A 25,195-nucleotide genomic window follows, 5' to 3' on the forward strand; every position below is an offset into this window, starting at 1 on the left:
GCCTCCGATGATCAAGCCGGGTCACATCATTGCGGCCGCCTTCATGGCGGCCGTTGTCGTTCTGTCGAATATCCTCGTCCAGTATCCGGTCGAGGCTATGGTCGGCCGGCTGGCGCTTGCCGATCTGCTGACCTGGGGCGCGTTCACCTATCCGTTCGCCTTCTTCGTCAGCGACCTGACCAACCGCCGCTACGGCCCGCGCGTCGCGCGGATCGTCGTGCTGGTCGGCTTCGTTTGCGCCGTCCTCGTGTCGTTCAAGCTGGCGACGCCGCGTCTCGCGATCGCCTCGGGCACCGCCTATCTGTTCGGCCAGCTGCTGGATATCAGCCTGTTTGCCCGGCTGCGCCGTCAGGCCTGGTGGCGTGCCCCGCTGGCGGCATCCGTCGTCGGCTCGGTGGTCGACACCGCGATCTTCTTCACGCTCGCCTTCGCCCCATTTGCGGCCTTCCTGGGCCCCAACGATTCCTTCGCGCTCGAATCGGCGCCGCTGCTTGGCGTGTTGTCGGTCGCGAGCGCGCGCTGGATGTCGTGGGCGCTGGGCGACCTGACGGTGAAGCTTTGCGCGGCGCTGCTGCTGCTCGCGCCCTACCGGGCGCTGATGCGCTTCGTGCTGTCCTGGCCCGAGGCGCAGCGCAGCCCGGCCTGACCGGCTTCGCCTTACCCATGAAAAAGCCCCGCTTCGGCGGGGCTTTTTTTTGTTCAGCGTAGGGTCTGGATGCGGATCTCGCCCTGGTTCAGGAAGCAGGCCTTGTCGAACAGCGCCAGATCCAGCGGGTTGGGCAGGCGTATGTCGCCGAGGTCCGGCAGCGGCTTGGCCGCGGGATCGTAGGACCGGTCGATCTGGGACAAGAAGACCAGGATCAGACCCTGCTCGCGCGCGAAGGCGCGCAGCGTCCGGACCTGTGTCATCAGGTCGGGGTTCTGACGCTTCTGGTCGAGCAGTTGCAGGTAGTCGATCACGGCCAGCGTTCCCGGCGGCGCCGTCGCCAGCGCGGCGGCGATATGGTCGGCATGGATCGCGTCGGAACTGTCATGCTGGAACAGGTCGCTGGAAAACACCGCCTCAGCGCCGATCGCCCGGAGCCGGTCGGCGATCTCGCGCGCGGTATATTCCAGCGTGAAGAACACGCTGCGATGCCCTGATTTCATCGCCTCGGCGGCAAGCGCCAGACCCAGAAGCGTCTTGCCCTGGCCGGGCCGTGCGCCGATCAACACGAGGTCGCCCGGCGTCAGCCGGGCGTACAGTCTCGCCGCGGGCGACGCCGCCTCGGCTCGCGCGACCAGCAGGCTCCAGGCCTCGAACCCCTCCGCCGTGGCGACGCGGTCGAGCGCCGCGTGCAGCGGGATGTCCTCCCGGCGCGAGAGCAGCCTGGCATTGCGTTTGAGGCGATGGATCGGGGCGGATAGAGCTGGCGAAGTGGGCAGCTTGCCGGATGCCGGCAGAGTCATGGTGCAAACCTCCTGGTGCGAGCCAGAACCGCAACCCCTCCTTATGCGTATCGCTCGAACAGTCGGTTCGAAAATCGTCCGTCGCCCGGCATGCAGATGCTGTCCCGAATGGAGGGGGGAGGCGTGGGCGGCGCCAGAATCAGAGCATAGCGGATGGCGTGCCGGCGGAGAATGCCAGACAGGCCGCCTTGCGCGAAAAAGCCGGGATCAGTTGACGGCCGCGCCGGCCCCGCTGCCGGGTCCCTGCCAGATGAATTCCAGGATCAGGGTGCGCTGCAGGACGCTCAGATTGTCGTCCGACACCAGCGTGATGCGGGTGCGGCCCGCCTCGTCGGTGGTGACGGCGAGGCCTTCCATGTTGTCGATCTGGTTGAGCATGTCGGCCTCCATCGCGATGGGGCCGTCTACCAGCGCGCCGGGGCGGATCGTGTCGCCGGGAATGCGGCGCATCCGCATGCCGACGCCGAACGGCATGATCACGCGCCGCTCCAGCAGCAGCAGGTCACCATTCGGCAGGAAGGCGCCGTCGGTGACGTCGAAATCATCCCGGCGCTTTACCGAGAAGGCGCCGGCCAGCGGCCCGCGCACGATCCAGGAGCGGTGGTTGCCCTTTTTGTCGAGCGAGCGTTCCGAGACCAGCACGGGCGAGCCGGCGAGCGGGCCGTCGGCGGGCGCCAGCGCGACCATCTCCAGGCCGCTGTTTTTCACCAGCCCGGTCGCCGAGCGCGGCAGCTTGACCGATTCGGGCTTGGCCAGCGACAGGTCCGGATTGGCGCGATAGAGGCGGAGATCGTTGGTCTGCTCGAACGAGACATAGGCCGCCTCGCGGCCGTCGATCGTCGTCAGCCGCAGGCCCTCGGCGTCGGCATTGCGCTTGACGCCGAGCGGCTTGCCCTTGCTGTTCAGCATCGGCGCCCATTCGGCGTCGGCAATCCCGACCAGCCTGCCGCCCTCGCGCACCAGCGTGCCGCGAAACCAGTAGCCGGTGTCGGAGATGGCGACGAAGCTCTGGCCGTCCGGCCTGAAATCGATGCCGGACAGGCCGCCAAAAGCGCGGTTGGTCGAGTTCAGCGTCAGCCCGCCGGCGAATTCGAATTCCCCGAAGCGGGCCTGGTTGCGGCCGATCAGGAAGTTCTCGATCCGCGTCGTGCGGGTCGGCTCCGGCGCGAAGCCGGCGGCCAGTGCGATGCCGGCCGACCCGGCCAGGATCATCGCACAGAGGGCCGCCAGCGCCCGCTTCATCGCGTCCCGGTCCGCCGTCTCGGTGCTGCCCGGCGCACCGGCGTCTGGTGCTCGTCGAACAGTTCCGCCAGCTTCTCGGTCATCGCGCCCGCCAGTTCCTCGGCGTCGACGATGGTCACGGCGCGGCGATAGTAGCGCGTCACGTCATGGCCGATGCCGATGGCGATCAGTTCGACCGGCGAGCGGTTCTCGATCTCGTCGATGACGAAGCGCAGATGGCGCTCGAGATAGTTGCCGGTGTTGACCGAAAGCGTGGAATCGTCGACCGGCGCGCCGTCCGAGATCATCATCAGGATCTTGCGCTGCTCGGTGCGGGCGAGCAGGCGCTGATGCGCCCAGTCGAGCGCCTCGCCGTCGATATTTTCCTTGAGCAGGCCTTCGCGCATCATCAGGCCGAGATTGCGCTTGGCGCGGCGCCAGGGCGCATCGGCAGCCTTGTAGATGATGTGGCGCAGGTCGTTGAGGCGGCCGGGCGCCGCCGGCTTGCCGGCCTGCAGCCATGCCTCGCGCGACTGCCCGCCCTTCCAGGCGCGCGTCGTGAAGCCGAGGATCTCGACCTTGACGCCGCAACGCTCCAGCGTGCGGGCCAGGATGTCGGCGCAGGTGGCCGCGACCGTGATCGGCCGGCCGCGCATGGAGCCGGAATTGTCGATCAGCAGCGTCACGACGGTGTCGCGGAAATTGGTTTCCTTCTCGATCTTGAAGGAGAGCGGCTGCATCGGGTCGGTGACGACGCGGTGGAGCCGCGCCGGATCCAGCATGCCTTCTTCGCGGTCGAAGTCCCAGGAGCGGTTCTGCTGCGCCATCAGGCGGCGCTGCAGCCGGTTGGCGAGCCGGCCGACCGCGCCCTGCAGGTTGGAGAGTTGCTTGTCCAGGAATCCGCGCAGCCGGTCGAGCTCCGCCGCGTCGCAGAGGTCCTCGGCCTTGATCGTCTCGTCGAAGCGGGTGGTGAAGGCCTTGTAGTCGACGGTCGGCCAGGCGTTCGAGGACGGGCCGTCCTGCCGCTTGGCCTCGCCCGCGTCGCGCGCATCCTCGGCGTCCTCGCCGTCGGAATCGTCCTCGGCGCCGGCCTCGGTCGTCTCCGTGTCGCCGGCTTCCGATTCGTCGCCCGTGGTCTCGGCCTCTTCCGAGGCGTCGCTGTCGGCCTGGTCGGCCTGGTCCGAGGCGTCGTCCTTCTCGGAGCCCGAATCCTCGGATGCGTCGTCGCCCTGCTCCTCGTTGTCGTCGTTCTCGCCATTGCCGAGTTCCTCGGCCATGTCGAGCGAGGCGAGCAGCGAGCGGACGGCCGAGGCAAACTGCTTCTGGTCGCCCAGCGTGGTCGAGAGCTTGTCGAGGTTCGGCCCGGCCTTCGATTCGATCCAGTCGCGCCAGAGATCGACGATCTTCTCGCCCGATTGCGGCGGCTTCTGCCCGGTCAGCTTCTCGCGCACCAGCAGCGAGACGGCGTCCTCGAGCGGCGCTTCCGACTGTTCGGTGATCTCGTGGAAATTGCCGCGGTGATAGCGGTCCTCGAGCATGGCGGCGAGGTTGCCGGCGACACCCTCCATCCGCCGGGCGCCGATCGCCTCGACGCGCGCCTGCTCGACCGCGTCGAAGATCGCCCGGGCATTCTTGCCCTCGGGCGCGACCGCGCGGTGGATGGTCTCGTCATGACAGGCCAGCCGCAGCGCCATGGAATCACCGAGTCCGCGGGTCACGGCGATCTCGGCGGCCGTCGGCTTGCGTGCCGGCTCGGGCAGGCGCGCGCGCAGGCCGGTCAGGATCGGCCGGTCGTTGGAGAACGAGACCTCGAGGTCCGGCTTGCCGGAAATCGCCCGCACGCAGCCGGCGACCGCGCGCTTGAACGGCTCCGTCACCGCCTCGCCGGGCTTCTGTCTCGGATCGCTGTTGCTGCCGCTCATCTTCGCTTCCTTTTCCCTCGCCCGCCGAACGGGAAGGGGCGGGGTGACGGTCCCGCGCCGATCTCAAGCCTCGATCTTAAGCGCAGTCCCGGCCTGGTGCTATCGGCCGAAAGGCCGAGGGGGCGGCCCGAAAGATCGAGCCGCGCCAAGCCCCCGCCGCGATGCGGGCGAGGGCCCTGGTCCGCTTTAGCTCAGCACCACATTGGCGGCCGATTCGACCAGCTCTTCGCCAAAGGCGCGCTGATAGAATTCCGCCACCAGCGAGCGCTCGAGCTCGTCGCACTTATTGAGGAAGGTCACGCGGAACGCGAAGCCGATATCGCCGAAGATCTCGGCGTTCTCGGCCCAGGTGATGACCGTGCGCGGGCTCATGACGGTCGACAGGTCGCCATTCATGAAGGCCGAACGGGTCATGTCCGCCAGGCGCACCATGCGGCCGACCAGGGCGCGGCCCTTGGGGTCGGCGAAGTGCTTGGCCTTCGAGATGACGATGCCGACTTCGTTGTCATGCGGCAGGTAGTTGAGCGTCGTGACGATGGACCAGCGGTCCATCTGCGCCTGGTTGATCTGCTGCGTGCCGTGATAGAGGCCCGACGTATCGCCGAGGCCGACCGTGTTGGCGGTGGCGAACAGGCGGAAGGCCGGGTGCGGGCGGATGACGCGGTTCTGGTCGAGCAGCGTCAGGCGGCCGGAGGATTCGAGCACGCGCTGGATCACGAACATCACGTCCGGGCGGCCGGCGTCATATTCGTCGAACACCAGCGCGATGTTGTGCTGGTAGGCCCAGGGCAGGATGCCGTCGCGGAATTCCGTGACCTGCAGGCCGTCCTTGATGACGATCGCGTCCTTGCCGATCAGGTCGATACGGCTGATATGGCTGTCGAGATTGACGCGCACGGCCGGCCAGTTGAGGCGGGCGGCGACCTGCTCGATATGGGTCGACTTGCCCGTGCCGTGATAGCCGGTGACCATGACGCGGCGATTGCGCGCGAAGCCGGCCAGGATGGCCAGCGTGGTCGTGCGGTCGAACAGATAATCCGGATCGGCGTCCGGCACGTGCTCGCTTGCTTCGGAGTAAGCCGGCACCTGCAGGTCGGAATCGATGCCGAAGACCTCACGGACGGAAATCGTCGTATCGGGCAGGGCGGTGCGATCAGTCGTCGTCTCAGTCATGTCTGCTCCGTCGCATCCAGCGGACGCTTGCGGTCGGGTTCTAGGCGGGAGGGCCAAACTGAAGAGCCCGCGCGCGGGGAGCGAGCGGGAAGTGAGGCTCTTCTAGCAGAAGCCGGCCGCCTTGAGAAAGTTATATGCCTGAATGATTTCGCGCAGCTTGTCCTCGAAGCTGCGGTCGCCGCCATTGGCATCGGGGTGGTAGATCTTGACCAGCGACTTGTAGCGCGCCTTGATCTCGACGCTGGACTCGGAGCCATCCAGCTCCAGCGTGTCGAAGGACTTGCGTTCCAGCGTCTTGATGTGGCGAACCGGTTTCGCGGGTTCCTTCATCCGGCCGGCGGTGCCGTCGAACATGTCGAACGGATCCTGCACGCCGCCGCTCCAGTCGCGCGCCGCGTGGCTCTTGACGCGTTCGCGCTGTTCGCCGGCGCTGTTGACGCCCATCGTCCAGGTCGGACGATGGCCGGTCAGCGAATCCTTCTGATAGGCTGCGACATCCTCGTCGCCCATCCCGGAGAAGTAGTTGTAGTTCTTGTTGTAGAGCCGCACATGGTCGATGCAAAAATGGTGGAACTGCCCTTCGCGGTTCCGGCCCTTCGGCGCCTTGTGCGTACCTTCGGCCTTGCAACCGGCCCAGCTGCAAAGCTGGGTCGCTGGCTTCTGAGCGGTTTTTCCGGATGCTGACTTGATCCGGATCCCGTCGAACAATTTTGAATCGAGCTTCATGATGCGATTATGGTAGCCACCCCGTCCACGAACAAGGCGATGTTTCGCCAGAGTGACGGAGGTTTCTCTATGGACACGAAAGAGCGGATTACGGCGGCGCTGGCAAGCGCCCTGTCGCCGCAGACCCTAGATGTGATCGACGAGTCGCATTTGCACAAGGGCCATGCCGGCCACCGGGAGGAGGGCGAGACCCATTTCCGGGTGAAAATCACGGCGGAAGCGTTCCGCGGCAAGAGCCGGGTGGATATCCACCGGATGGTGAATTCGATCCTCGCGGACGAACTCGCCGCCGGCGTCCACGCCCTCGCCATCCAGGCCAAGGCGCCGGAATAGAGGCGATTTGCCGCCATGCCGGCGACCGCGATCTGCCGGGATTTTGGGTGGCGGGCGTCCTGCTTGCCATCTGCGGGCCCCTTAGCCGGGAAATCGACAGCGAAACGCCCTGGGCCCCGGCTGCATGGATTCCTGCTTTCGCAGAAGTGACGGCGCGGGTGGGGTGAGGCGGCACCCAGAGTTGCGAGGGGGGAGAGGGCTCTTCCCGTGCCGCTGCGGCCTCGGGTGAGCAGGCGCCGTTCTTCACCTCTCCCATGGGGAGAGGTCGACGGCCGCAGGCCGGCGGGTGAGGGGCTGCGATCTCACCGGAGAAGCCTGAACCCCTCACCCGGCCCTGCGGGCCGACCTCTCCCCATGGGAGAGGTGAAGGGGGACTCGAAGCGCGGCTCGCTCCCGCCTTACGACGGCTCGCGCTTTTTGAACTTGTCCCAGAAGCCCGGCCTCTTGGCGACCGGGGCCGGGACCGGCGCATAGGCGTCGCCGGTCGGCTCCGCCGTCATGCGGATCGGCGAGGGCACCGGCAGCGGCATTTCGGGCGCCGGGACGCCGTCGATCGCCAGCGCGGCCGCGTTGCCGGCCGTGCTCGCCTGGATGGCGACGGGCGTGTAGGCGGCGGGACCCGTTGCCATCGCCTCGGCCTCGACGGAGGCCTGGCGCGCGGCGGCGTCGGTCACGGACTTGGAGGCCACGGCCTGGCCCTGGCTTTCGAGCCTGGCGGCGGTGGCGAGGAAGATCTGCTGGTCCTTGGACTGCTTCGCCTTCACCGCCGCCTCGAGCCATTCCGGCACGCGCATGTTGGCCGGGCAGGCGGCCGAGGCGTTGAGGGCGGCGCCGCCGGTGTCGACGTCGAACACGTAGCGCTTCTCGCAGACGCCGACGACGGGCGGCTTGCGCGTCACCTCGAAATGGTCGTTGCCGTCCTTCAGCATCTGCCAGAACGGCATGTTCGGGTCGTTGCGATGCTTGGCCATGTTCTCGGCCGTCATGCGGAACGGGTAGAGATGCACCTCGAACGAGCGCTGGCCGCCGATGAAGGCGTCGCGGGCGAGCCAATAGATCTCGCCGGCCGATTCGTCGGTCATCGAATAGCAGCCGGCCGACGAGCAGGCGCCATGCACCATCAGGCTGTTGCCGGTCCGGTTCCACGCCGCGTCATAGGCGTTCGGGAAGCCGATGTTGAACGACAGGTAATAGCGGGAGTTCGGGTTCATCTGCGAGGGCTTGACCGTATAGAAGCCCTCCGGCGCCTGACGGTCGCCTTCGCGCACCTTCGGGCCGAGCTTTCCGGACCACTTGCAGATGTCATAGGTCTTCAGCAGGCCATAGGTACCGTCGCGGCGCTGCTTCCAGACCTCGAACTCGGAGGTTTCCTTGAAGGAGCGGATATAGACCGGCGCCTTCGGGTCCATGTTCAGCTGCTCCATCTTCGCCTTGAGCTTGGCGGGGAGCGGCTTCAGATGCTTGGGCGTCGCGTCCTGGCAGGCGGCAAGGGCAAGCCCCACCGCGAGGAACAGCAAAGCCTTGCGAAGACGAGAAAAGAACGCGGAACCTGGCATGAACACCCCTGCGGAGCCTTCGCAGCGCTGTGGCGGAGCGGCTCCATCCCGTCTCTGAACGACCGCGCGAAGGCCCCTCAGGGGCTGCGCGCGGACCGAATCAGATGCTCAATAGACGTGAAGACGGGCGGAATCGTGTCAAAGCGACCGGCCGATCGCAAGAAACTTCTCGCGACGCTGGCGCTTGATGTCCGCTTCCGGCTGGCCCTCAAAGGACGCCAGCGCGTGCTCGATCGCATTGCTGGCGGCATCGATCGCCGCGTCGGGATCGCGATGCGCGCCGCCCATCGGCTCGGGAATGATCTCGTCGATCACGCCGAAGCGGAACAGGTCCTGCGCGGTGATCTTCATGTTGGTCGCCGCATCCTGGGCGCGGCTGCCGTCGCGCCAGAGGATCGAGGCGGCGCCTTCCGGCGAGATCACGCTGTAGATCGAATGCTCGAGCATCAGCACGCGATTCGCGGTGGCGATGGCGATGGCGCCGCCGGAGCCGCCTTCGCCGATGATGACGGAGACGTTCGGCGTGCCGAGGCCCAGCGCCGCTTCGGTCGAGCGCGCGATCGCCTCGGCCTGGCCGCGTTCCTCGGCGTCGATGCCGGGATAGGCGCCGGCGGTGTCGACCAGCGCGATCACCGGCAGGCCGAAGCGCTCGGCCAGTTCCATGATGCGCACGGCCTTGCGATAGCCCTCGGGCCGGGCCATGCCGAAATTGTGCCGCAGGCGGCTCTCGGTGTCATGGCCCTTTTCCTGGCCCATGACGGCGACGGGACGGCCGCGGAAGCGGCCGAAACCGGCGAGGATCGCCTGGTCCTCGGCAAATTTGCGGTCGCCGGCGAGCGGGGTGAAATCGGTGATCAGCCGCTTGGCGTATTCGACGAAATGCGGCCGGTCGGGATGGCGCGCCACCTGGGTCTTCTGCCAGGGCGTCAGCTTCGCGTAGATCTCGGCCAAGGCCTGTCCGGCCTTTACCTCGAGCCGGGAGATCTCGTCTCCGACAGAGACGGCATCGCCCTTCTCGGCCATGGCGCGGAGTTCCTGCACCTTGCCCTGGAGATCGGCGACGGGTTTTTCGAATTCAAGAAAGGTTCGCATCCAGACCTTCAAGCCGTACAAACATGGCTATATGCGGGCGGCCGGATAGACCTCCCTGAAAGTGGCCGCACACTGGCGGTAAGGCCCGGCGGTGTCAAGCTGACGCAAGCGCAGCTCGCGGCGGGGCCGGATCGGCGGCCCGTCACGGCTTCGCCAGCGGATGGTGCTCGGCGACCAGCGCGCGCAGCCGCTCTTCCAGCACATGGGTATAGATCTGCGTCGTCGAAATGTCGGCATGTCCGAGCAATTGCTGGACGATGCGCAGGTCGGCGCCGTTCTGCAGCAGGTGGCTGGCGAAGGCATGGCGCAGCACATGCGGCGAGACGCGGGCGGCCGGGATGCCGGTGGCGACGGCGAGTTCCTTCAGGTCGCGGGCGAAGGCCTGGCGGGTCAGCGTGCCGCTTTCGCCGAAGGAGGGGAACAGCCACTGGCCGCTCGGCGCCTTGCCTTCCAGCTCGCGGCGCAGCGCCACATAGCGCGAGATCGCCTCGCGGGCGCGCTCGGTCAGCGGCACCAGACGTTCCTTGTTGCCCTTGCCGCGTACGATCAGCGCGCGCAGGTCCGCCCGGGCGGCGGAGGCCGGCAGCGCCACCAGCTCGGACACGCGCATGCCCGAGGCATAAAGCGTCTCCAGCAGCGCGGCGAGGCGGGCGGCGCGCAGCTGCGCCGACGGCGTCTTGGCGAGGGCGACGGCGCTCTCCGCCGTCTGCAGCAGCCGGTCGACCTCGGCCTCGGACAGCACCTTGGGGATCGGCACCTTGCGCTTGGGTCCCTCGACAATGCCCGAGGGATCGTCGCGGCGCACGCCCTCGGCGAACAGGAAGCGGTGCATCTGGCGCAGCGCGGAAAGCCGGCGCGCCGCCGACGACGCCGCGAAGCCGCGCAATTCGAGATCGACCAGATAGGCGCGCACGTCGGCCAGCGCCGCGCTTTCGAAATCGAGCCCGCGATCGCCGAGGAATTCGGCATAGTCCTCGATGTCGCGGCGATAGGAGGTGAGCGTATGCGGCGAGGCGCCCCGCTCGGCGCTCATCATCTCGAGAAACGCCTCGAGGTGGTGCATGCCCGCCAGCGTACGCCGGGTCTTTGCCTTGGCCACGATTATTGTTCCTGCAGCAGTTTGTCGGTCGGGACCCGCACCGTGATCTCGCGCGGGCTCGGCTCGACGAAGTTCGCGAGCGCGAACACCGCGGCATAGCCGGCGAGAGCGAGCAGGATGCAGGCGATGATGAAGCGCGACAGTGTCGGCATGAACCGGCCACGGACCTCGAAATATCTGGAGTGAGGTTATGGCCATGCACCGGCATCGATGGCAAGGGCGCGGGTCACAACCGTCCGATTCCGGCGCCGCGAAACGCGCTGTCCGCATGCGATGCGTCGCGGAACGCTTGACAGTTTCGCCCGGGTCCGGTTCTACCTCGGCTGAGGCTGGACGAGGAGCTGCGGGACCATGATCGAGAGCATCGTGCCAGAACAGGAAAGCACTGCGCCGGCGGCGGCCCTGATCAGCCGCCTGGGCCCGCGCGCCATCGTCCTGGTCGGGCTGATGGGCGCCGGCAAGACGTCGGTCGGCAAGCGCATCGCCGCCAAGCTGCATCTGCCCTTCATCGACGCCGACGCCGAGATCGAGAAGGCGGCCGACGCCACCATCCCCGAGATTTTCGCCCAGCATGGCGAGGCCTATTTCCGCGATGGCGAAAGGCGGGTGATCCGCCGCCTGCTCGACGGCAACCCGAAGGTGCTGGCCACCGGCGGCGGCGCGTTCATGAACGAGGAGACCCGCGGCGCGATCCTCGAGGGCGCCGTGTCGATCTGGCTGCGCGCCGAGCTCGACGTGCTGATGGCGCGGGTGCGCAAGCGCGCCAACCGGCCGCTGCTGCAGACCGCCGATCCCGAAGCCACCATGCGCCGGCTGATGACTGAGCGCGATCCGATCTATTCGCTGGCCAATGTCCATATCCTGTCGCGTGACGTGACCCACGAGATCGTCGCCGACGAAACCATCGAAGCGCTGCTCGCCTTTCTGGCGGCAGAGAGCCCCGCCCAGGAAAGCCGACCGACCGATGACGACCGCTGAAGCCGCAGCCCCCACCACGGTCCGCGTCGCGCTGGGCGATCGCGCCTATGACATCCTGATCGGCCGCGGCCTGATCGCCGATGCCGGCCGCGCCATCGCCGAGCGGCTGCCCAAGGTGCGCGCCGCGATCGTGACGGATGAAACGGTCGGCGGCCTCTATCTCGCGGCGCTGACCACGTCGCTTGCCGCCTCCGGCATCGACAGCGTGCCCGTTGTGGTCGCGCCCGGCGAGGCTTCGAAGAATTTCCAGACGCTCGAAACCGTCACCCGCGCGATCCTCGCGGCCCGGCTGGAGCGCGGCGACATCGTCATCGCGCTGGGCGGCGGCGTCGTCGGCGACCTCACCGGCTTCGCGGCGGCGATCGCCCGGCGCGGCATGCGCTTCGTCCAGATCCCGACCTCGCTGCTGGCCCAGGTCGACAGCTCCGTCGGCGGCAAGACCGGCATCAACACCGCCGAGGGCAAGAACCTGGTCGGCGCCTTCCACCAGCCCGATCTCGTCATCGCCGATACCGGCGTGCTCGATACGCTCTCCCCTCGCGAATTCCGCGCCGGCTATGCCGAGGTCGCGAAATACGGCCTGATCGACGACCCCGCCTTCTTCGCCTGGCTGGAGCAGAACTGGCGCGGCATCCTTTCCGGCGGCCCGGAACGCGAACACGCTGTTGCCAACAGCTGCCGCGCCAAGGCCAAGGTCGTCGCCGCCGACGAGCACGAGACCGGCGAGCGCGCGCTGCTCAATCTCGGCCACACCTTCGGCCATGCGCTGGAATCGGCCACCGGCTATTCGCAGCGCCTCGTGCATGGCGAGGGCGTCGCCATTGGCATGGTGCTGGCGCACCAGTTTTCCGCCCGCATGAACCTCTGCTCGCCGGATGACGGCGCCCGCGTCGAGGCGCATCTGAAGGCGGTCGGCCTGCCGACGCGGCTCTCCGACGTGCCCGGCGGCTTGCCCGACGCGCAGGATCTGATGAAGCGGATCGGCCAGGACAAGAAGGTGTCGCGCGGCACGCTGACCTTCATCCTGACGCATGGCGTCGGCAGGGCTTTCATCGCCAAGGACGTGCCGCCGTCCGCCGTCGAGACCTTCCTGGCCGACATGCTGGCGGGCTGACCGGCGGGATCGCGAAAGCGGGATTTCCCGAAACGGGGTCTCGCTTTTTGCAGCGATGCTTTAGAATGCCGCGGCGAGCGATTGCGGCGGCCTTGAAGCGCCGACTCCTCGCGCGGAGACGGGCTCGTGTTTGACATCCTCGAAACCTTCGGCGGCTGGTACGACCTGCCCGCCCATATCGGCTATGTGCTTTTCGCGGTCTCGCTGTTCCTGACGAACATCTTCTGGCTGCGCATCCTGCTGATCATCTCGCTTGCCTTCCAGATCGTCTATTTCGCAATGTCCGGCGGCGCGCTTTATACCGGCATCGTCTGGAATGTCGTCTTCATCCTGATCAACGCCTATCGCCTCATGGCTCTGGTTCAGGCGCGGCGCGCTCTCGGCCGGGCCACCCGCGGCCAGTTGCTGGGCGCCGGCGCCGACGAAGTGGTGATCGACGCCGCGAACAGCCTGGACGACAACCAGATCGGCGAACTGATCCGGCTTGGCGAGGTGTATGACCTCGCGCCCGGCGCGCCGCTGACGACCGAAGGCGAACCCGTCGACTGGTTCTATTTCATCACGGCCGGCCATGCCGTCGTCTTGGCAGGCGGGGTCGAGGTCGCGCGCCTGCATGCGGGCGAGTTCGTCGGCGAGGTGTCGTTCCTGACCGGCATCGTCGCGTCGGCGACGGTCCGCGCCTCCGACCGGCTTTCGGTGATCGCGCTCGACCGCGAGAAGCTGTCGCGCGCCTGCGCCGAGGATGCCCGTCTGTCCGCCGCAGTGCACCAGGTGATCGGCAACGCGCTGGCCCGAAAGCTGGTCGCCGCCAACCGCCGCGGCGTGCCGAGGGTTCCCCAGCCGGCGTGAGGGGGAGAGTTCTCAGTCTCGAGTTCGTGGCCGAATGCCATCTCTGTTGTGGCTGGATAGTGCCGGGGCGTGGGGTCGGGCCGGCGTCCGGCACCCGGCAACAAACCCTCACCCCAGCCCTCTCCCGCAGGCGGGAGAGGGAGCCCATCGCGCCCAGTCTCGACGTCTCCGCCACCCTGGCCAAAATCCGTCTCCCGCAGGCGGGAGAGGGGCCTCATCGCGTCCGGTCTCGACGTCGCCACCACGCCGGCCGAAGGCCCTCGCCCGCTTGCGGGAGAGGGTGGGGTGAGGGTCTTGCTTGAAGGCTTCGGCTGAATGGATCCCGGGTCTCCGCCCGGGATGACGCCGGTGGGGGCGTCGGGCTCGCGCACGATGACAGCGGCGGGTCCGGAATATCTGGCTCCGCCATCACCTCACCCTCGCCGTCATTCCTGCGAAAGCAGGAATCCATGCAGCCAAGGAACAGGGCGTTTCGGGCGCGAGTTTCCGGCTAACGGGCACCCCGGTCTCCGCCCGGAATCACGGCCGAGCCGTGCCAGACACAAAAAAAAGCCCGGCATGTCGCCATGCCGGGCTTTTTCCAAAAATATCGAACCAGCCTTAGGCCAGCTTGCCGTGGCAGTGCTTGAACTTCTTGCCCGAGCCGCAGGGGCAGGGGGCGTTGCGCTGGAGGCGGCTCCAAGTCGACGGGTCGTTCGGGTCGACGCCGAGCGCCGCGAAGCCGGCGGCCGCGTCCGCATTCTCGAGCAGCGGCGTGTCGTCGAACTCGTTCTCGCCGGAAAGCGGGTCGAGATGCATGGCCTGGAGGCTGTCCATGTCCATGTCATCCGGCGCCAGCGGCGGCGACTGCATGATCTCGACGCGCATCATCTGCGCCGTGACGGCCTCGCGCAGGTTCTGCAGCATTGCCTCGAACAGCTCGAAGGCCTCGGTCTTGTATTCGTTCAGCGGATCGCGCTGCGCGTAGCCGCGGAAGCCGATGACCTGGCGCAGATGGTCCAGCGTGACCAGATGCTCGCGCCAGAGATGGTCGAGCGTCTGCAGCAGGACGGCCTTTTCAACCTGGCGCATTACGGTCGGCGAGAAGCGCTCGGTGCGCGAGGCGGCGGCTTCGTCGCCGGCCTTCTGCACGCGTTCCAGCACTTCCGCGTCGGCAATGCCTTCTTCGGCCGCCCAGGCCTCGATCGGCAGGTCGAGATTGACCGCCGTCAGCAGCGCCTCGTGCAGGCCCTTGGCGTCCCACTGCTCGGGATAGGCCTTTTCCGGGATATGCTTGGCGACCAGATTGGCGATCACTTCCTGGCGCATGTCGTCGACGGTGGAGGCAACGTCTTCCTCGGCCATCAGCTCGATGCGCTGGTCGAAGATGACCTTGCGCTGGTCGTTCATGACGTCGTCGTATTTCAGCAGGTTCTTGCGGATGTCGAAGTTGCGCGCCTCGACCTTCTGCTGCGCCTTTTCCAGAGCCCGGTTGATCCAGGGATGGACGATCGCCTCGTCTTCCTTCAGCCCCAGCTTCTGCAGCATGCCGTCCATGCGCTCCGAGCCGAAGATGCGCATCAGATCGTCCTGCAGCGACAGGAAGAAGTGCGAATGGCCCGGGTCGCCCTGACGGCCGGAACGGCCGCGCAGCTGGTTGTCGATGCGGCGGCTTTCATGCCGCTCGGTGCCGATGACGTAGAGACCGCCGGCGGCCAGCGCCTTGTCCTTGAGGACGGCGATCTCGGCCTTGATCTCCTCGATGCGGCGATTGCGCTCGGCCTCGTCCTGGACGTCGCCCAGTTCGCGCTCGATGCGCATTTCGAGGTTGCCGCCGAGTTTGATGTCTGTACCGCGGCCGGCCATGTTGGTGGCGATCGTCACCGCGCCGGGCACGCCGGCCTGGGCGACGATATAGGCTTCCTGCTCATGATAGCGGGCGTTCAGCACCTGGTGCGGGACCTTCTCCTTCTTCAGGAGCTCCGACAGCAGTTCCGACTTCTCGATCGAGGTCGTGCCGACGAGGACCGGCTGGCCGCGCTGGCTGCAATCCTTGATGACGCGGATGATCGCCTTGTACTTCTCGTTGGCAGTCCGGTAGACCTCGTCGTCATCATCGATACGCGAGACGGGGACGTTGGTCGGGATCTCGAGGACCTCGAGACCGTAAATGTCCATGAACTCGGCCGCTTCCGTCTGCGCCGTACCGGTCATGCCGGCCAGCTTCTCGTACATGCGGAAATAGTTCTGGAAGGTGATCGAGGCCAGCGTCTGGTTTTCCGGCTGGATCTTGACGTGTTCCTTCGCCTCCAGCGCCTGGTGCAGGCCTTCCGAATAGCGGCGGCCCGGCATCATGCGGCCGGTGAACTCGTCGATGATGACGACTTCGTCATCCTTGACGATGTAGTCCTTGTCGCGCTGGAACAGACGGTGCGCGCGCAGGCCCTGGTTGATGTGGTGCACGACGGTGACGTTCTCGACGTCGTAGAGCGACTCGCCCTTCAGCAGGCCCGCTTCGGTCAGGAGCTGCTCGAGCTTCTCGTTGCCGGCCTCGGTGAAGTTGGCGGTGCGCTGCTTTTCGTCGATCTCGTAATCTTCCGGCGAGAGCGCCGGAATGAAGGCGTCGATCGTGGTGTAGAGCTCCGAGCGGTCGTCGAGCGGGCCGGAGATGATCAGCGGGGTGCGCGCCTCGTCGATCAGGATCGAGTCGACTTCGTCGACGATCGCATAATGATGCGGGCGCTGGACCATCTGGCCGAGCTCGTACTTCATGTTATCGCGCAGATAGTCGAAGCCGTACTCGTTGTTGGTGCCGTAGGTGATGTCGCAGGCATACGCCGCGCGGCGCTGGTCGTCGTCAAGGCCATGTACGATGACGCCGACCGACAGGCCGAGGAAGCGGTAGAGCCGGCCCATCCATTCGGCGTCGCGCGAGGCGAGGTAATCGTTGACGGTGACGACGTGCACGCCCTTGCCGCTGAGTGCGTTCAGGTACACCGGAAGCGTCGCGACAAGGGTCTTGCCTTCGCCGGTCTTCATCTCCGAGATGGCGCCATCGTTCAGCACCATGCCGCCGATCATCTGGACGTCGAAATGACGCATGCCGAGCGCGCGCTTGGCGCCCTCGCGGACGGTGGCGAAGGCGGGAACCAGCAGGTCGTTGACGGACTTGCCGCCGGCAATCTCGCGCTTGAACTGTTCGGTGCGGGCGCGGAGCTGGTCGTCGGTGAGCTTCGACAGCTCGTCTTCCAGCGCATTGATCTGCGCGACCACGGGCCGGTAGCCCTTGACGCGGCGGTCATTGGCCGAGCCGAAAAATTTGCGCGCAAGCGAACCGAGACCGACCATGGGTCATCCTTGATGTTGGGTCCGGGCCGCCCCGGAGAGGCGAGGGGGCGCCGGGTTCTTGTTGTCGGCGCGATCGCATCGGCTGCGACGAAGGCCGGAAACCGTTAGGCGCGCCGTCACCTCACACGTCACAGCGTTCTGGACGCCGAGTTCCGAGACAGATAAGAGGGGGCACAAGGGTTGTCAACGTGGACGACCGGCGGCGTCATGCCCGCAAAATGCCGGAATTGCAGCAGATCCACGCACTTGATCGTGAGGAACACGCAATGCTCTTCACTTCTCTCTCCGTAAAGGAACAGGACAAGTCCATGATGTCTCGTGTCTCATCTTCCCTTACGGCCTTGCGCGGGCCTGCTCTGGCCGTGCTCGGCCTGATGGCGCTGGCGGCACCGGTTGTCGCGCAGGACGCCCCCGCGCCCGCGGCTGCCCCCGCCGCCGCGCCTGCCGATCCGAAGACCGTTCTGGCGACCGTCAACGGCCAGCCGATCACCGAGGCCGATCTCACCCTGGCCGGCGATGATTTCGCCGAGGAACTCGCCAAGGTTGCGCCCGACCAGCGCCGCAAGGCCATCCTCGACGTGCTGATCGACCTGCGCCTGATGGCGGGCGCCGCCGAAAAGGACGGCCTCGACAAGTCCGAGGAATTCCAGCGCCGTCTCGCTCTGCTGCGCGCCCGCGCGCTGCGCAACGAGTTCTTCCGCGCCAAGGTCGACCTCGCCGTGACCGATGAAGCGGTCAAGAAGCGCTACGAGACCGAGATCGCCAAGATCGTGCCGGAAGAGGAAGTCCACGCCCAGCACATCCTGGTCGAGACCGAGGACGAGGCCAAGTCGATCATCGCCGAACTCGACAAGGGCGGCGATTTCGCCAAGCTCGCGGCCGAGAAGTCGAAGGATCCCGGTTCCGCCAAGATGGGCGGCGATCTCGGCTTCTTCACCAAGGGCAAGATGATCAAGGAATTCGAGGAAGCGGCCTTCGCCCTCGAGCCCGGCAAGTACACCGAGAAGCCGGTCAAGACCCAGTATGGCTACCACGTCATCAAGTCGGTCGAGAAGCGCAAGCAGCCGCTGCCGACCTTCGACCAGGTCAAGGATCAGGTCCGCCAGCTCGTGCTGCGCGACACCTTCGTCGACACCGTCGCCGGCCTGCGCAAGGACAGCAAGGTCGAGATCGTCGACCCGACCCTGAAGGCCGCTCCGTCGCAGCCCGCGCAGTAAGCGCAGGGTTAACGGATTGCTAACGGAAGGGCCGGACATCAGTCCGGCCCTTTTGCATTTCAGGATTGCCGCTTCCTTCCTTCCCCGATCCGAAACGGCTTGCGCGTGACAGGCGGTTCGGGCAGAGGGATGGCCTCTTTTGCCCGAACCCGCCGAGGCATCATGTCCACTGCCGTCTCCCCGCTCGCCGTTCCCTTCCCCGAGATGCCGCCGATCGAAGGCGTGACCTTCGCGACCGCCGAGGCCGGCATCAAGTACAAGAACCGCCTCGACGTTTTCCTCGCGCTGTTTGTCGAGGGCACGACGGTGGCCGGTGTCTTCACCCAGTCCAAGTGCCCGTCGGCGCCGGTCGACTGGTGCCGGGAATCGCTGAAGGGCGGCACGGCGCGGGCGCTGCTGGTCAATTCCGGCAATGCCAATGCCTTCACCGGCAAGAAGGGCCGCGAAACCACGAGTTTGCAGGGCGAACTGGCGGCCAAGGTCGCGGATTGCCGCCCGAATGAGGTGTTTCTCGCCTCGACCGGCGTGATCGGCGAACCGCTCGACGCCCAGAAATTCGCCGCGGTCCTGCCGGATGCGGCATCGCGCGCCGCCGCCGGCCCCTGGGTCGACGCCGCCCGCGCCATCATGACCACCGACACCTTCCCGAAGGGCGCGACCCGCACCGTCAAGCTTGGCGCCGCCACGGTGACGATCAACGGCATCGCCAAGGGCGCCGGCATGATCGCGCCCGACATGGCCACAATGCTTTCCTTCGTCGCCACGGATGCCGCCATCGCCGCGCCGGTGCTTCAGGCGCTGCTGTCCAGGGGTGTCGACGGCAGCTTCAATTCCGTGACCGTCGACAGCGACACCTCGACCTCCGACACGCTGCTTCTGTTCGCTACCGGCAAGGCGCAAGGCGCGGAAACCATTACCGATTCCGCCGATCCGCGCCTGGCGGATTTCGCCCGGGCGCTGGATGAGGTGCTGCTCGACCTCGCCACCCAGGTGGCGCGCGACGGCGAGGGCGCGCGCAAGCTGATCGAGGTCCGGGTCGTCGGCGCCGTTTCCAACGCCTCGGCCAAGCGCATCGCGCTGTCGATCGCCAATTCGCCGCTGGTCAAGACGGCGGCGGCCGGCGAGGACGCCAATTGGGGACGCGTCGTCATGGCCGTCGGCAAGGCCGGCGAACCGGCCGACCGCGACAGGCTGTCGATCTCCTTCGGCGAAACCCGCGTCGCCTTCGAGGGCGAGCGCGATCCGTCCTATTCGGAAGCCGTCGCCTCGGCCTACATGAAGAACCAGGAAATCGTCATCACGGCCGAGATCGGCCTGGGCGAGGGCAAGGCCACCGTGTGGACCTGCGACCTGACCAAGGAATATGTCGCCATCAATGGCGACTACCGCAGCTGAGGTGACCATCTTGCCGTCCATCCTGGGTATCGAATCCGCATGCCTTTCCGCCTGGCCTGCGGTCGGTACCGTGCATGACGGAGCCTGGCTCTGGCGTTTCGCGCATGGCTATTCGAAGCGCTCAAATTCGTTCCAGAGCCTCGATCCGGAAGATGACGAGGATGCCGAGCGGCGGATCGACTACCTGGCCGCGCTCTCGCTGCGCCATGGCATCGCGCCGGTCTTCCGCGTGACGCCGCTGGCCGGCGGCCGGGTGCTGGATGCCCTCGACCGCGCCGGCTGGTCCACCTATGAGGAGAGCCGGGTTCTTGCCATGTCGCTTGCGGATTGTGCCTTCGAGCCGGCCGGCGACGTCCGGTTCTTCAATCCGACCGATCCGCGCTGGTATCGGGCGCAGTCGACCTTGAGCCAGTCGACGGGCAAGACCGTGGAAACGCTGAAGATCCTGCTCGGGCTGATCGCGCCGGAAGCGCGTGGCGTCGTCGCCTATGCGCCGGACGGGACGCCGGCCGCGGCGGCGCTCGCCGTCAATGCGGGCGGGATCGGCATCTATCTGAATGTCGTCACCGACAGGACGAAGCGCCGCCAGGGCTATGGTGCCATGGTGATGCGGGCGGCGTTGCGCTGGACGACGGAGAACGGCGCCCGGGCGGCCGCGATCCAGGTGACCTCCGACAACGACCCGGCGATCCGGCTCTACGAGTCGCTCGGCTTCGTCGAGCAATATCGCTACCACTACCGCAGTCCCGCCTGAGCCCTTCTGCTTCCCGCGAGGTTTTGATGACACGCCGCCTTCTTCTCGTGGTCGCCTGTGCGCTGGTCGATGCCGACAATCGCATCCTGATCGCGCAGCGCCCCGAGGGCAAAGCGCTGGCGGGACTGTGGGAATTTCCAGGCGGCAAGGTCGATGCCGGCGAGACGCCGGAAGACGCCCTGATCCGCGAACTGCGCGAGGAGCTGGGCGTCGAGACCAAGACCGCGTGCCTCGCGCCGCTTACCTTCGCCAGCCACAGCTATGACGATTTCCACCTGCTGATGCCGCTCTATGTCTGCCGGCGCTGGACCGGATTTCCGCGCAGCCTGGAAGGGCAGGCGCTCAAATGGGTGCGCGCCAAGCAGCTCCGCGATTATCCGATGCCGCCGGCGGACGAGCCTTTGATCGCGCCGTTAATCGAGCTTTTATGAGTTTGGGCGAGGGTCTGGCCTGAAGGCGTCGCGTGTCGTGACGCCGAATGGATAGCGGAATTCCGTGGCTGTCCAGGCAAGGCATGTCGATGAGCGCCGCCGCTGGTCCCTCCCTTATCCGCTTCCTGCGCTCGCGCCGGGGCCCGATCGCCATCGAATACGGCCTGATCATCGGCGTCATCGTTTTGGCGCTGGCAGCTGTCATTTTCACCGGCGGCGGCATCCTCTCGCTCTATGAGCGTGTGGTCGCGCTGGCCGTGCAATCCTGACGCCTATTACTCCGACGACTGCTCCCTCTCCTTGCGCGCCGCCTCCAGCGCATCGGCAAGCCGCACCTTGGCCGAGCCTGGCTTGAGCGGCTTCTGCTGGCTCTCATGCGGCGCCCATCCCGACAGCGCGATCAGCTCGAAGGTGGCGCGGACGCGGCCATCGGCGTCGGCGTAGCGCTCCGCATAGAGCGCGGCGGCGCGCGCCAGGATCGGCCGCGTCAGCGGGCGCGGGTCGCGCGCGACGAGCGCGTTAGTCGCTCCCATGGCGCGCAGATCGCGCATCAGATGGAACAGGCTGTCATAGCGGACGATGAGCCGGTCGGTGTCGGTCACCGGCAGGGCAAAGCCGGCGCGCTGCAGCAGCGCGCCGATGTCGCGCACATCGGCAAAGGGCGCGACGCGCGGCGCGGCGCCGCCGCGAATGTCGCTTTCGGCCTCGGTCAGAACGGCGCGCAGCTCATGCAGCGTGTCGCCCCCGACAAGGGCTGCCAGCAGCAGCCCGTCCGGCTTCAGCGCCCGCTTGATCTGCGCGAGCAGGCCCGGCAGGTCGTTGACCCACTGGAAGGACAGCGCGCTGACCGCGAGGTCGACCGAACCCGGCTCCAGCGGCAAGCCTTCATTCGCGTCCAGCCGGACCCGTCGCACGTCGCCGCCCTGGCCGTTGGCGGCGAGCGCCGCCGCGAGGGCGGGCGAGAGATCCCCGATATCGGCTGCCTGCTCGAAGTGGCGGTTCACCGTCGACAGGCGGTCCATCAGGTCTTCGATCGTGCGGGCGAGCAGGAAATCGCTGCCGGAAACGGCGAGCCGCTCGGCGCGCGCGCGACGCAGGTCGAGCAGGTTGCGATCGAAGAGAATGGGGGCGCCGGCCATGGCACAGCCTTCCTGACGGGGGTGGTGGCGGCCGTTATGGGACTGGCGGCTCTTCCGGTCAAAGCCGTTCTGCATTACGCTACGGCATGCGAGCGGGCGCGGCGGTCGAAAAATCGACATGGCTGGAGCCGTTTCGGGCACGGCTCGGGGCGGCAGGGCGGTTCGTCATCAATCTGGCGCTGCCGCCGGCCTGCATGGCGTGCAACCGGCCGGTGGCAGAGAGCGGTGCGCTGTGCGCGACCTGCTGGGACCGATTGCGGCTGATCGAGCGGCCCTTCTGCCAGCGGCTCGCGATTCCCTTCGGATACGACATCGGCCCGGAGGCACTTTCCGCCGAGGCGATCGCCGATCCGCCGCCCTTCCACCGGCTGCGCGCCGTCGCCGTCTATGACGAATTGTCGGGCCGGATCGTGCAGGGGCTCAAATATCATGACCATGTCGAACTAGCCCGCTCGATCGGCGCGATGATGGTGCGGGCAGCGGGCGACATCGCCGGCGAGGCGCAGATCGTCGTGCCGGTGCCGCTGCATCCGCGCCGGCTCTGGCAGCGCCGCTTCAACCAGTCGGCGATGATCGCGGCGGAGATCGCGAGACGGCTGGAAAGGCCGCATTTCCCGGACCTCGTCGACAGGATCAAGCCGACGCGCCGGCAGGTGGGGCTGAAGGCAAGCGAGCGCGCGGCCAACGTCCAGGGCGCCTTTCGCGTATCGACGGAGGCCAGGGCGAAGCTCGCCGGCCGGCATGTGCTTCTCGTCGATGATGTCTACACCACCGGGGCGACGGCGAAGGCCGTGACGCGGGCGCTTCTGCGCGGCGGCGCGGCCGGCGTCGACGTCGTCGTCTTCGCACGGGTTGTCGAAGGGCTGGGCTGAAGCCTATATAGGCGGCTCCCAATCATCAGGATTGAACATGGCCGAAGTGATCATCTACACCCGGCAGGCCTGCGGATATTGTTCGTCCGCCAAGCGCCTTCTGGACAAGAAAGGCGTTGCCTATGTCGAATTCGACGCCACCGGAAAGCCGGAACTCCGCCAGGAAATGATCGAGCGCGCCAAGGGGCGCGCAACGTTCCCGCAGATTTTCATCGGCGGGACGCATGTTGGGGGCTGCGACGACCTGCACGATCTCGAGGGGCAGGGCCGCCTGGATCTGCTTCTGGCGTCCTGACGGGCGCCGCTTTCATTTTATTCAATCAAGGAGAGAGCCGATGACGAGCTTCAAAGCGGCTTGCGTCCAGATGCGCAGCGGGCGTTCGGTGGCGGCGAATGTCGACGATGCCGAGGCTCTGATCCGGGCGGCGGCGGCAGCCGGGGCCGGCTATGTGCTGACCCCGGAAATGACGACCATCCTCGACCGCGACAAGGAAGCGCTGCTCGCGGCGATCGGCCCGGAAGAGATCGACACGTCGCTGCAGCGGTTCCGCGAGATCGCGCGCGAACTGGGCATTCATCTCCATATCGGCTCGATGGCGATCAAGCTTGCCGACGATCACATCGCCAACCGCTCTTTCCTGATCGCGCCGAATGGCGCCGTCATCGGCCGCTATGACAAGATCCACATGTTCGATGTCGATCTTTCCGGCGGCGAAAGCTATCGCGAATCCGCGACCTATCGCGCCGGCGATACCGCCATCGTCGCCGACCTGCCCTGGACCAAGATCGGCCTGACGATCTGCTACGATGTCCGCTTCCCGGCCCTGCACCGGACGCTGGCCAAGGCCGGCGCCGCCGTGCTGGCCGTACCCGCCGCCTTCACCAAGAAGACCGGCGAGGCGCATTGGCACGTGCTGCTGCGCTCGCGGGCGATCGAGACCGGCTCCTATGTCGTGGCGGCGGCGCAGGCCGGCCATCATGAAGACGGCCGCGACACCTATGGCCACAGCATGATCGTCGATCCCTGGGGCAAGATCCTGGCGGAGGCCGATGACCAGCCCGGCTTCATCATCGCCGAGATCGATCCGGCCTTTTCCGCCTCGGCGCGCCAGGCCATTCCGGCGCTCGCCAATGCGCGCGATTTTGCGCTGCCCGAGATGCCCCAGGTTGGCAGCTTCGTGAACTGATCCCCATATAGATGTCATGATCCGATACAATCTCGTCTGTACGGGCGGACACGACTTCGAAAGCTGGTTTCGCGACGCGGCGGCCTTTGACAAGGCCGCCAAGGCGAAGGCCGTGACCTGCCCGGAATGCGGCACCAGCGATGTCGTGAAGGCCTTGATGGCGCCGTCCGTTTCGACGGCGCGCAAGCGAGAGGCGGCGGCCGTGAAGGTCGCCGCGCCGGACCCGCGCCAGGCGGCTATGGTCGAGATGATGCGCAAGCTGCGCGCGCATGTGACGGAAAACGCCGACTATGTCGGGGCCAAGTTCGCCGAGGAAGCGCGCAAGATCCACTACGAAGAGGTCGAGGCGCGCGGCATCTATGGCGAGGCCTCGCCGGAAGAGGCGCGCTCGCTGATCGACGAGGGGATTGAGTTCCTGCCCCTGCCGGTCCTGCCGGAAGACGGCAACTAGAGCCTTTCACCGCTTCTCTGAAACGGCGCAACGCTCTAACTCCTTGTGGAATCGCGTTTTCTTCACGCGAACCGGTACCCGCTTCGCTCGAAAACGCTCTAGCGGCGGACGGCCGCTAGCATGTAGTTGACGTCCATGTCGGACGAAGTCTTCCACTGGTTGCGAAGCGGGTTGAACACGACGCCGGTCTCGGTCGAAAGATCGAGGCCGTTTTCCCGCAGCGCAGACGCGAGTTCCGAAGGGCGCACGAGCTTCTCATAGCTGTGCGTGCCGCGCGGCAGCCATCCCAGAATATACTCGGCTCCCACGATCGCCAGCGCCCAGGCCTTTGGCGTGCGGTTGATGGTCGAAAGCACCATCAGCCCGCCCGGCTTCACCATGGCCGACGTCTCGCGGATGAAGAGCGGCAGGTCGGCGACATGCTCGACGATCTCCATGGCGAGCACGATGTCGAATCGCTCGCCGGCCTGCGACAGCGCCTCGGCGGTCGTCGCCCGGTAGTCGATGTCGAGGCCGACCTCGCGCGCATGCAGCGACGCGACGCCGATATTGGTTTCCGAGGCATCGGCTCCGACAACCGTCGCGCCGAGCCGCGCCATCGGCTCCGACAACAGCCCGCCGCCGCAGCCGATATCCAGCACGCGCAGGCCCTGCAGGGCCTTGGGGTCCCGCACGTCGCGGCCGAACAGCCGCGCGGCCTCGTCCTTGATGAAGCCGATCCGGATCGGGTTCAGCCGATGCAGCGGCGCGAACTTGCCGTTGGGCGCCCACCACTCGCCGGCGATCGCCGAAAAATGCGCGATTTCGTCCTGGTCGACGGTAGTGCTGTGCTCGGCGGCTGACATGGGCGGCTCCTTCTCGGGCGAACGTCGTCGTGGCGGCGAGTGAAGTCAAGGCAGGCGGTCGCCGC

26 protein-coding genes are annotated in these 25,195 nt (G+C 66.8%); 14 read left to right on the forward strand and 12 right to left on the reverse strand.

Annotation, left to right across the window (positions count from 1 at the left end; translation table 11 throughout):
- Positions 1–7 precede the first annotated feature (7 nt).
- Positions 8–646 (forward strand): VUT family protein, encoded by a 639-nt coding sequence (locus tag ABIE08_RS23190; RefSeq protein ID WP_354554461.1) that lies wholly within the window; start codon positions 8–10, stop codon positions 644–646.
- Between the two features lie 53 nt (positions 647–699).
- On the opposite strand, the gene ABIE08_RS23195 is transcribed toward ABIE08_RS23190, so the two are convergent.
- From ABIE08_RS23195 to ABIE08_RS23215, 5 genes are all read right to left on the reverse strand, one after another.
- Complete coding sequence (locus tag ABIE08_RS23195; RefSeq protein ID WP_354554463.1) at positions 700–1,449, reverse strand: DNA helicase; 750 nt, start codon at positions 1,447–1,449, stop codon at positions 700–702.
- A gap of 207 nt (positions 1,450–1,656) precedes the next feature.
- The gene (locus ABIE08_RS23200; protein WP_354554465.1) at positions 1,657–2,691 is read right to left on the reverse strand and encodes an esterase-like activity of phytase family protein; all 1,035 of its coding nucleotides are present in this window, start codon (positions 2,689–2,691) and stop codon (positions 1,657–1,659) included.
- On the reverse strand, positions 2,688–4,592 hold the full coding sequence (gene cobT, locus ABIE08_RS23205) for a cobaltochelatase subunit CobT (protein ID WP_354554467.1): 1,905 nt from the start codon (positions 4,590–4,592) through the stop codon (positions 2,688–2,690). Before cobT ends, ABIE08_RS23200 begins: the two co-directional genes overlap by 4 nt.
- A gap of 186 nt (positions 4,593–4,778) precedes the next feature.
- Positions 4,779–5,765, reverse strand: coding sequence for a cobaltochelatase subunit CobS (gene cobS / locus ABIE08_RS23210; protein ID WP_354554469.1), 987 nt, complete (start codon positions 5,763–5,765; stop codon positions 4,779–4,781).
- 102 nt (positions 5,766–5,867) lie between these two features.
- A complete protein-coding gene (locus tag ABIE08_RS23215) occupies positions 5,868–6,491 on the reverse strand; it encodes a J domain-containing protein (protein WP_354554471.1) in 624 nt (207 codons plus the stop codon).
- A 69-nt stretch (positions 6,492–6,560) separates the two neighbouring features.
- On the opposite strand from ABIE08_RS23215, the gene ABIE08_RS23220 reads away from it, so the two are divergent.
- Positions 6,561–6,824, forward strand: a complete 264-nt coding sequence (locus ABIE08_RS23220; protein WP_354554473.1) for a BolA family protein — start codon at positions 6,561–6,563, stop codon at positions 6,822–6,824.
- 398 nt (positions 6,825–7,222) lie between these two features.
- On the opposite strand, the gene ABIE08_RS23225 is transcribed toward ABIE08_RS23220, so the two are convergent.
- The 4 genes from ABIE08_RS23225 to ABIE08_RS23240 form a co-directional block, all read right to left on the reverse strand.
- Entirely contained in the window at positions 7,223–8,380 is a 1,158-nt protein-coding gene (locus ABIE08_RS23225; RefSeq protein WP_354554475.1) for a transcriptional regulator, read from the reverse strand.
- Positions 8,381–8,518: 138 nt separating this feature from the next.
- Positions 8,519–9,472, reverse strand: a complete 954-nt coding sequence (locus ABIE08_RS23230; protein ID WP_354554477.1) for an acetyl-CoA carboxylase carboxyltransferase subunit alpha — start codon at positions 9,470–9,472, stop codon at positions 8,519–8,521.
- Positions 9,473–9,614: 142 nt separating this feature from the next.
- On the reverse strand, positions 9,615–10,535 hold the full coding sequence (gene xerD / locus ABIE08_RS23235) for a site-specific tyrosine recombinase XerD (protein WP_354554524.1): 921 nt from the start codon (positions 10,533–10,535) through the stop codon (positions 9,615–9,617).
- Between the two features lie 38 nt (positions 10,536–10,573).
- Complete coding sequence (locus tag ABIE08_RS23240; protein WP_266334846.1) at positions 10,574–10,723, reverse strand: hypothetical protein; 150 nt, start codon at positions 10,721–10,723, stop codon at positions 10,574–10,576.
- 199 nt (positions 10,724–10,922) lie between these two features.
- Between ABIE08_RS23240 and ABIE08_RS23245 the strand changes: the two genes are divergently transcribed.
- From ABIE08_RS23245 to ABIE08_RS23255, 3 genes are all read left to right on the forward strand, one after another.
- Positions 10,923–11,549, forward strand: coding sequence for a shikimate kinase (locus ABIE08_RS23245; RefSeq protein ID WP_354554479.1), 627 nt, complete (start codon positions 10,923–10,925; stop codon positions 11,547–11,549).
- A complete protein-coding gene (gene aroB / locus ABIE08_RS23250) occupies positions 11,536–12,663 on the forward strand; it encodes a 3-dehydroquinate synthase (RefSeq protein WP_354554481.1) in 1,128 nt (375 codons plus the stop codon). The genes ABIE08_RS23245 and aroB overlap by 14 nt, the downstream gene beginning before the upstream one ends.
- Before the next feature lie 126 nt (positions 12,664–12,789).
- Positions 12,790–13,512: a Crp/Fnr family transcriptional regulator gene (locus ABIE08_RS23255; protein ID WP_354554483.1), complete on the forward strand. Its 723-nt coding sequence runs from the start codon at positions 12,790–12,792 to the stop codon at positions 13,510–13,512.
- Between the two features lie 600 nt (positions 13,513–14,112).
- On the opposite strand, the gene secA is transcribed toward ABIE08_RS23255, so the two are convergent.
- The gene (gene secA / locus ABIE08_RS23260; RefSeq protein ID WP_354554484.1) at positions 14,113–16,839 is read right to left on the reverse strand and encodes a preprotein translocase subunit SecA; all 2,727 of its coding nucleotides are present in this window, start codon (positions 16,837–16,839) and stop codon (positions 14,113–14,115) included.
- Between the two features lie 266 nt (positions 16,840–17,105).
- Between secA and ABIE08_RS23265 the strand changes: the two genes are divergently transcribed.
- The 5 genes from ABIE08_RS23265 (at position 17,106) to ABIE08_RS23285 (ending at position 20,905) form a co-directional block, all read left to right on the forward strand.
- Positions 17,106–18,056, forward strand: a complete 951-nt coding sequence (locus ABIE08_RS23265; RefSeq protein WP_354554486.1) for a peptidylprolyl isomerase — start codon at positions 17,106–17,108, stop codon at positions 18,054–18,056.
- Between the two features lie 162 nt (positions 18,057–18,218).
- Positions 18,219–19,451, forward strand: coding sequence for a bifunctional glutamate N-acetyltransferase/amino-acid acetyltransferase ArgJ (argJ, locus tag ABIE08_RS23270; protein ID WP_354554488.1), 1,233 nt, complete (start codon positions 18,219–18,221; stop codon positions 19,449–19,451).
- A gap of 10 nt (positions 19,452–19,461) precedes the next feature.
- A complete protein-coding gene (locus ABIE08_RS23275) occupies positions 19,462–20,205 on the forward strand; it encodes a GNAT family N-acetyltransferase (protein ID WP_354554490.1) in 744 nt (247 codons plus the stop codon).
- A gap of 26 nt (positions 20,206–20,231) precedes the next feature.
- The gene (gene mutT / locus ABIE08_RS23280; protein WP_354554492.1) at positions 20,232–20,636 is read left to right on the forward strand and encodes an 8-oxo-dGTP diphosphatase MutT; all 405 of its coding nucleotides are present in this window, start codon (positions 20,232–20,234) and stop codon (positions 20,634–20,636) included.
- A gap of 89 nt (positions 20,637–20,725) precedes the next feature.
- Positions 20,726–20,905, forward strand: coding sequence for a Flp family type IVb pilin (locus tag ABIE08_RS23285; protein ID WP_354554494.1), 180 nt, complete (start codon positions 20,726–20,728; stop codon positions 20,903–20,905).
- 6 nt (positions 20,906–20,911) lie between these two features.
- Here the strand turns inward: ABIE08_RS23285 and ABIE08_RS23290 are convergent, their stop codons facing one another.
- The gene (locus ABIE08_RS23290; RefSeq protein WP_354554496.1) at positions 20,912–21,775 is read right to left on the reverse strand and encodes a methyltransferase domain-containing protein; all 864 of its coding nucleotides are present in this window, start codon (positions 21,773–21,775) and stop codon (positions 20,912–20,914) included.
- A gap of 86 nt (positions 21,776–21,861) precedes the next feature.
- Between ABIE08_RS23290 and ABIE08_RS23295 the strand changes: the two genes are divergently transcribed.
- The 4 genes from ABIE08_RS23295 to ABIE08_RS23310 are packed head-to-tail and all read left to right on the forward strand — an operon-like array spanning position 21,862 to position 24,285.
- The gene (locus ABIE08_RS23295) at positions 21,862–22,647 is read left to right on the forward strand and encodes a ComF family protein (protein WP_354554498.1); all 786 of its coding nucleotides are present in this window, start codon (positions 21,862–21,864) and stop codon (positions 22,645–22,647) included.
- 37 nt (positions 22,648–22,684) lie between these two features.
- The gene (gene grxC / locus ABIE08_RS23300) at positions 22,685–22,942 is read left to right on the forward strand and encodes a glutaredoxin 3 (protein ID WP_266334868.1); all 258 of its coding nucleotides are present in this window, start codon (positions 22,685–22,687) and stop codon (positions 22,940–22,942) included.
- 40 nt (positions 22,943–22,982) lie between these two features.
- The gene (locus ABIE08_RS23305) at positions 22,983–23,834 is read left to right on the forward strand and encodes a carbon-nitrogen hydrolase family protein (RefSeq protein WP_354554500.1); all 852 of its coding nucleotides are present in this window, start codon (positions 22,983–22,985) and stop codon (positions 23,832–23,834) included.
- Positions 23,835–23,850: 16 nt separating this feature from the next.
- Positions 23,851–24,285, forward strand: coding sequence for a DUF1178 family protein (locus ABIE08_RS23310; protein ID WP_266334872.1), 435 nt, complete (start codon positions 23,851–23,853; stop codon positions 24,283–24,285).
- Positions 24,286–24,383: 98 nt separating this feature from the next.
- Here the strand turns inward: ABIE08_RS23310 and ubiG are convergent, their stop codons facing one another.
- Entirely contained in the window at positions 24,384–25,130 is a 747-nt protein-coding gene (gene ubiG / locus ABIE08_RS23315) for a bifunctional 2-polyprenyl-6-hydroxyphenol methylase/3-demethylubiquinol 3-O-methyltransferase UbiG (RefSeq protein ID WP_354554502.1), read from the reverse strand.
- Positions 25,131–25,195 lie beyond the last annotated feature (65 nt).

The sequence above is a fragment of the Kaistia defluvii genome, assembly GCF_040548815.1.
In the GTDB taxonomy this organism is placed as follows: Bacteria; Pseudomonadota; Alphaproteobacteria; order Rhizobiales; family Kaistiaceae; genus Kaistia; species Kaistia defluvii_A.

Coding starts and splice junctions, on each gene's coding strand:
- ABIE08_RS23190 (WP_354554461.1), top strand. CDS start 8: ATGATCAAGCCGGGTCACATCATTGCGGCCGCCTTCATGGCGGCCGTT.
- ABIE08_RS23195 (WP_354554463.1), bottom strand. CDS start 1,449: ATGACTCTGCCGGCATCCGGCAAGCTGCCCACTTCGCCAGCTCTATCC.
- ABIE08_RS23200 (WP_354554465.1), bottom strand. CDS start 2,691: ATGAAGCGGGCGCTGGCGGCCCTCTGTGCGATGATCCTGGCCGGGTCG.
- cobT (WP_354554467.1), bottom strand. CDS start 4,592: ATGAGCGGCAGCAACAGCGATCCGAGACAGAAGCCCGGCGAGGCGGTG.
- cobS (WP_354554469.1), bottom strand. CDS start 5,765: ATGACTGAGACGACGACTGATCGCACCGCCCTGCCCGATACGACGATT.
- ABIE08_RS23215 (WP_354554471.1), bottom strand. CDS start 6,491: ATGAAGCTCGATTCAAAATTGTTCGACGGGATCCGGATCAAGTCAGCA.
- ABIE08_RS23220 (WP_354554473.1), top strand. CDS start 6,561: ATGGACACGAAAGAGCGGATTACGGCGGCGCTGGCAAGCGCCCTGTCG.
- ABIE08_RS23225 (WP_354554475.1), bottom strand. CDS start 8,380: ATGCCAGGTTCCGCGTTCTTTTCTCGTCTTCGCAAGGCTTTGCTGTTC.
- ABIE08_RS23230 (WP_354554477.1), bottom strand. CDS start 9,472: ATGCGAACCTTTCTTGAATTCGAAAAACCCGTCGCCGATCTCCAGGGC.
- xerD (WP_354554524.1), bottom strand. CDS start 10,535: ATGCACCACCTCGAGGCGTTTCTCGAGATGATGAGCGCCGAGCGGGGC.
- ABIE08_RS23240 (WP_266334846.1), bottom strand. CDS start 10,723: ATGCCGACACTGTCGCGCTTCATCATCGCCTGCATCCTGCTCGCTCTC.
- ABIE08_RS23245 (WP_354554479.1), top strand. CDS start 10,923: ATGATCGAGAGCATCGTGCCAGAACAGGAAAGCACTGCGCCGGCGGCG.
- aroB (WP_354554481.1), top strand. CDS start 11,536: ATGACGACCGCTGAAGCCGCAGCCCCCACCACGGTCCGCGTCGCGCTG.
- secA (WP_354554484.1), bottom strand. CDS start 16,839: ATGGTCGGTCTCGGTTCGCTTGCGCGCAAATTTTTCGGCTCGGCCAAT.
- ABIE08_RS23265 (WP_354554486.1), top strand. CDS start 17,106: ATGCTCTTCACTTCTCTCTCCGTAAAGGAACAGGACAAGTCCATGATG.
- argJ (WP_354554488.1), top strand. CDS start 18,219: ATGTCCACTGCCGTCTCCCCGCTCGCCGTTCCCTTCCCCGAGATGCCG.
- mutT (WP_354554492.1), top strand. CDS start 20,232: ATGACACGCCGCCTTCTTCTCGTGGTCGCCTGTGCGCTGGTCGATGCC.
- ABIE08_RS23285 (WP_354554494.1), top strand. CDS start 20,726: ATGAGCGCCGCCGCTGGTCCCTCCCTTATCCGCTTCCTGCGCTCGCGC.
- ABIE08_RS23290 (WP_354554496.1), bottom strand. CDS start 21,775: ATGGCCGGCGCCCCCATTCTCTTCGATCGCAACCTGCTCGACCTGCGT.
- ABIE08_RS23295 (WP_354554498.1), top strand. CDS start 21,862: ATGCGAGCGGGCGCGGCGGTCGAAAAATCGACATGGCTGGAGCCGTTT.
- grxC (WP_266334868.1), top strand. CDS start 22,685: ATGGCCGAAGTGATCATCTACACCCGGCAGGCCTGCGGATATTGTTCG.
- ABIE08_RS23305 (WP_354554500.1), top strand. CDS start 22,983: ATGACGAGCTTCAAAGCGGCTTGCGTCCAGATGCGCAGCGGGCGTTCG.
- ABIE08_RS23310 (WP_266334872.1), top strand. CDS start 23,851: ATGATCCGATACAATCTCGTCTGTACGGGCGGACACGACTTCGAAAGC.
- ubiG (WP_354554502.1), bottom strand. CDS start 25,130: ATGTCAGCCGCCGAGCACAGCACTACCGTCGACCAGGACGAAATCGCG.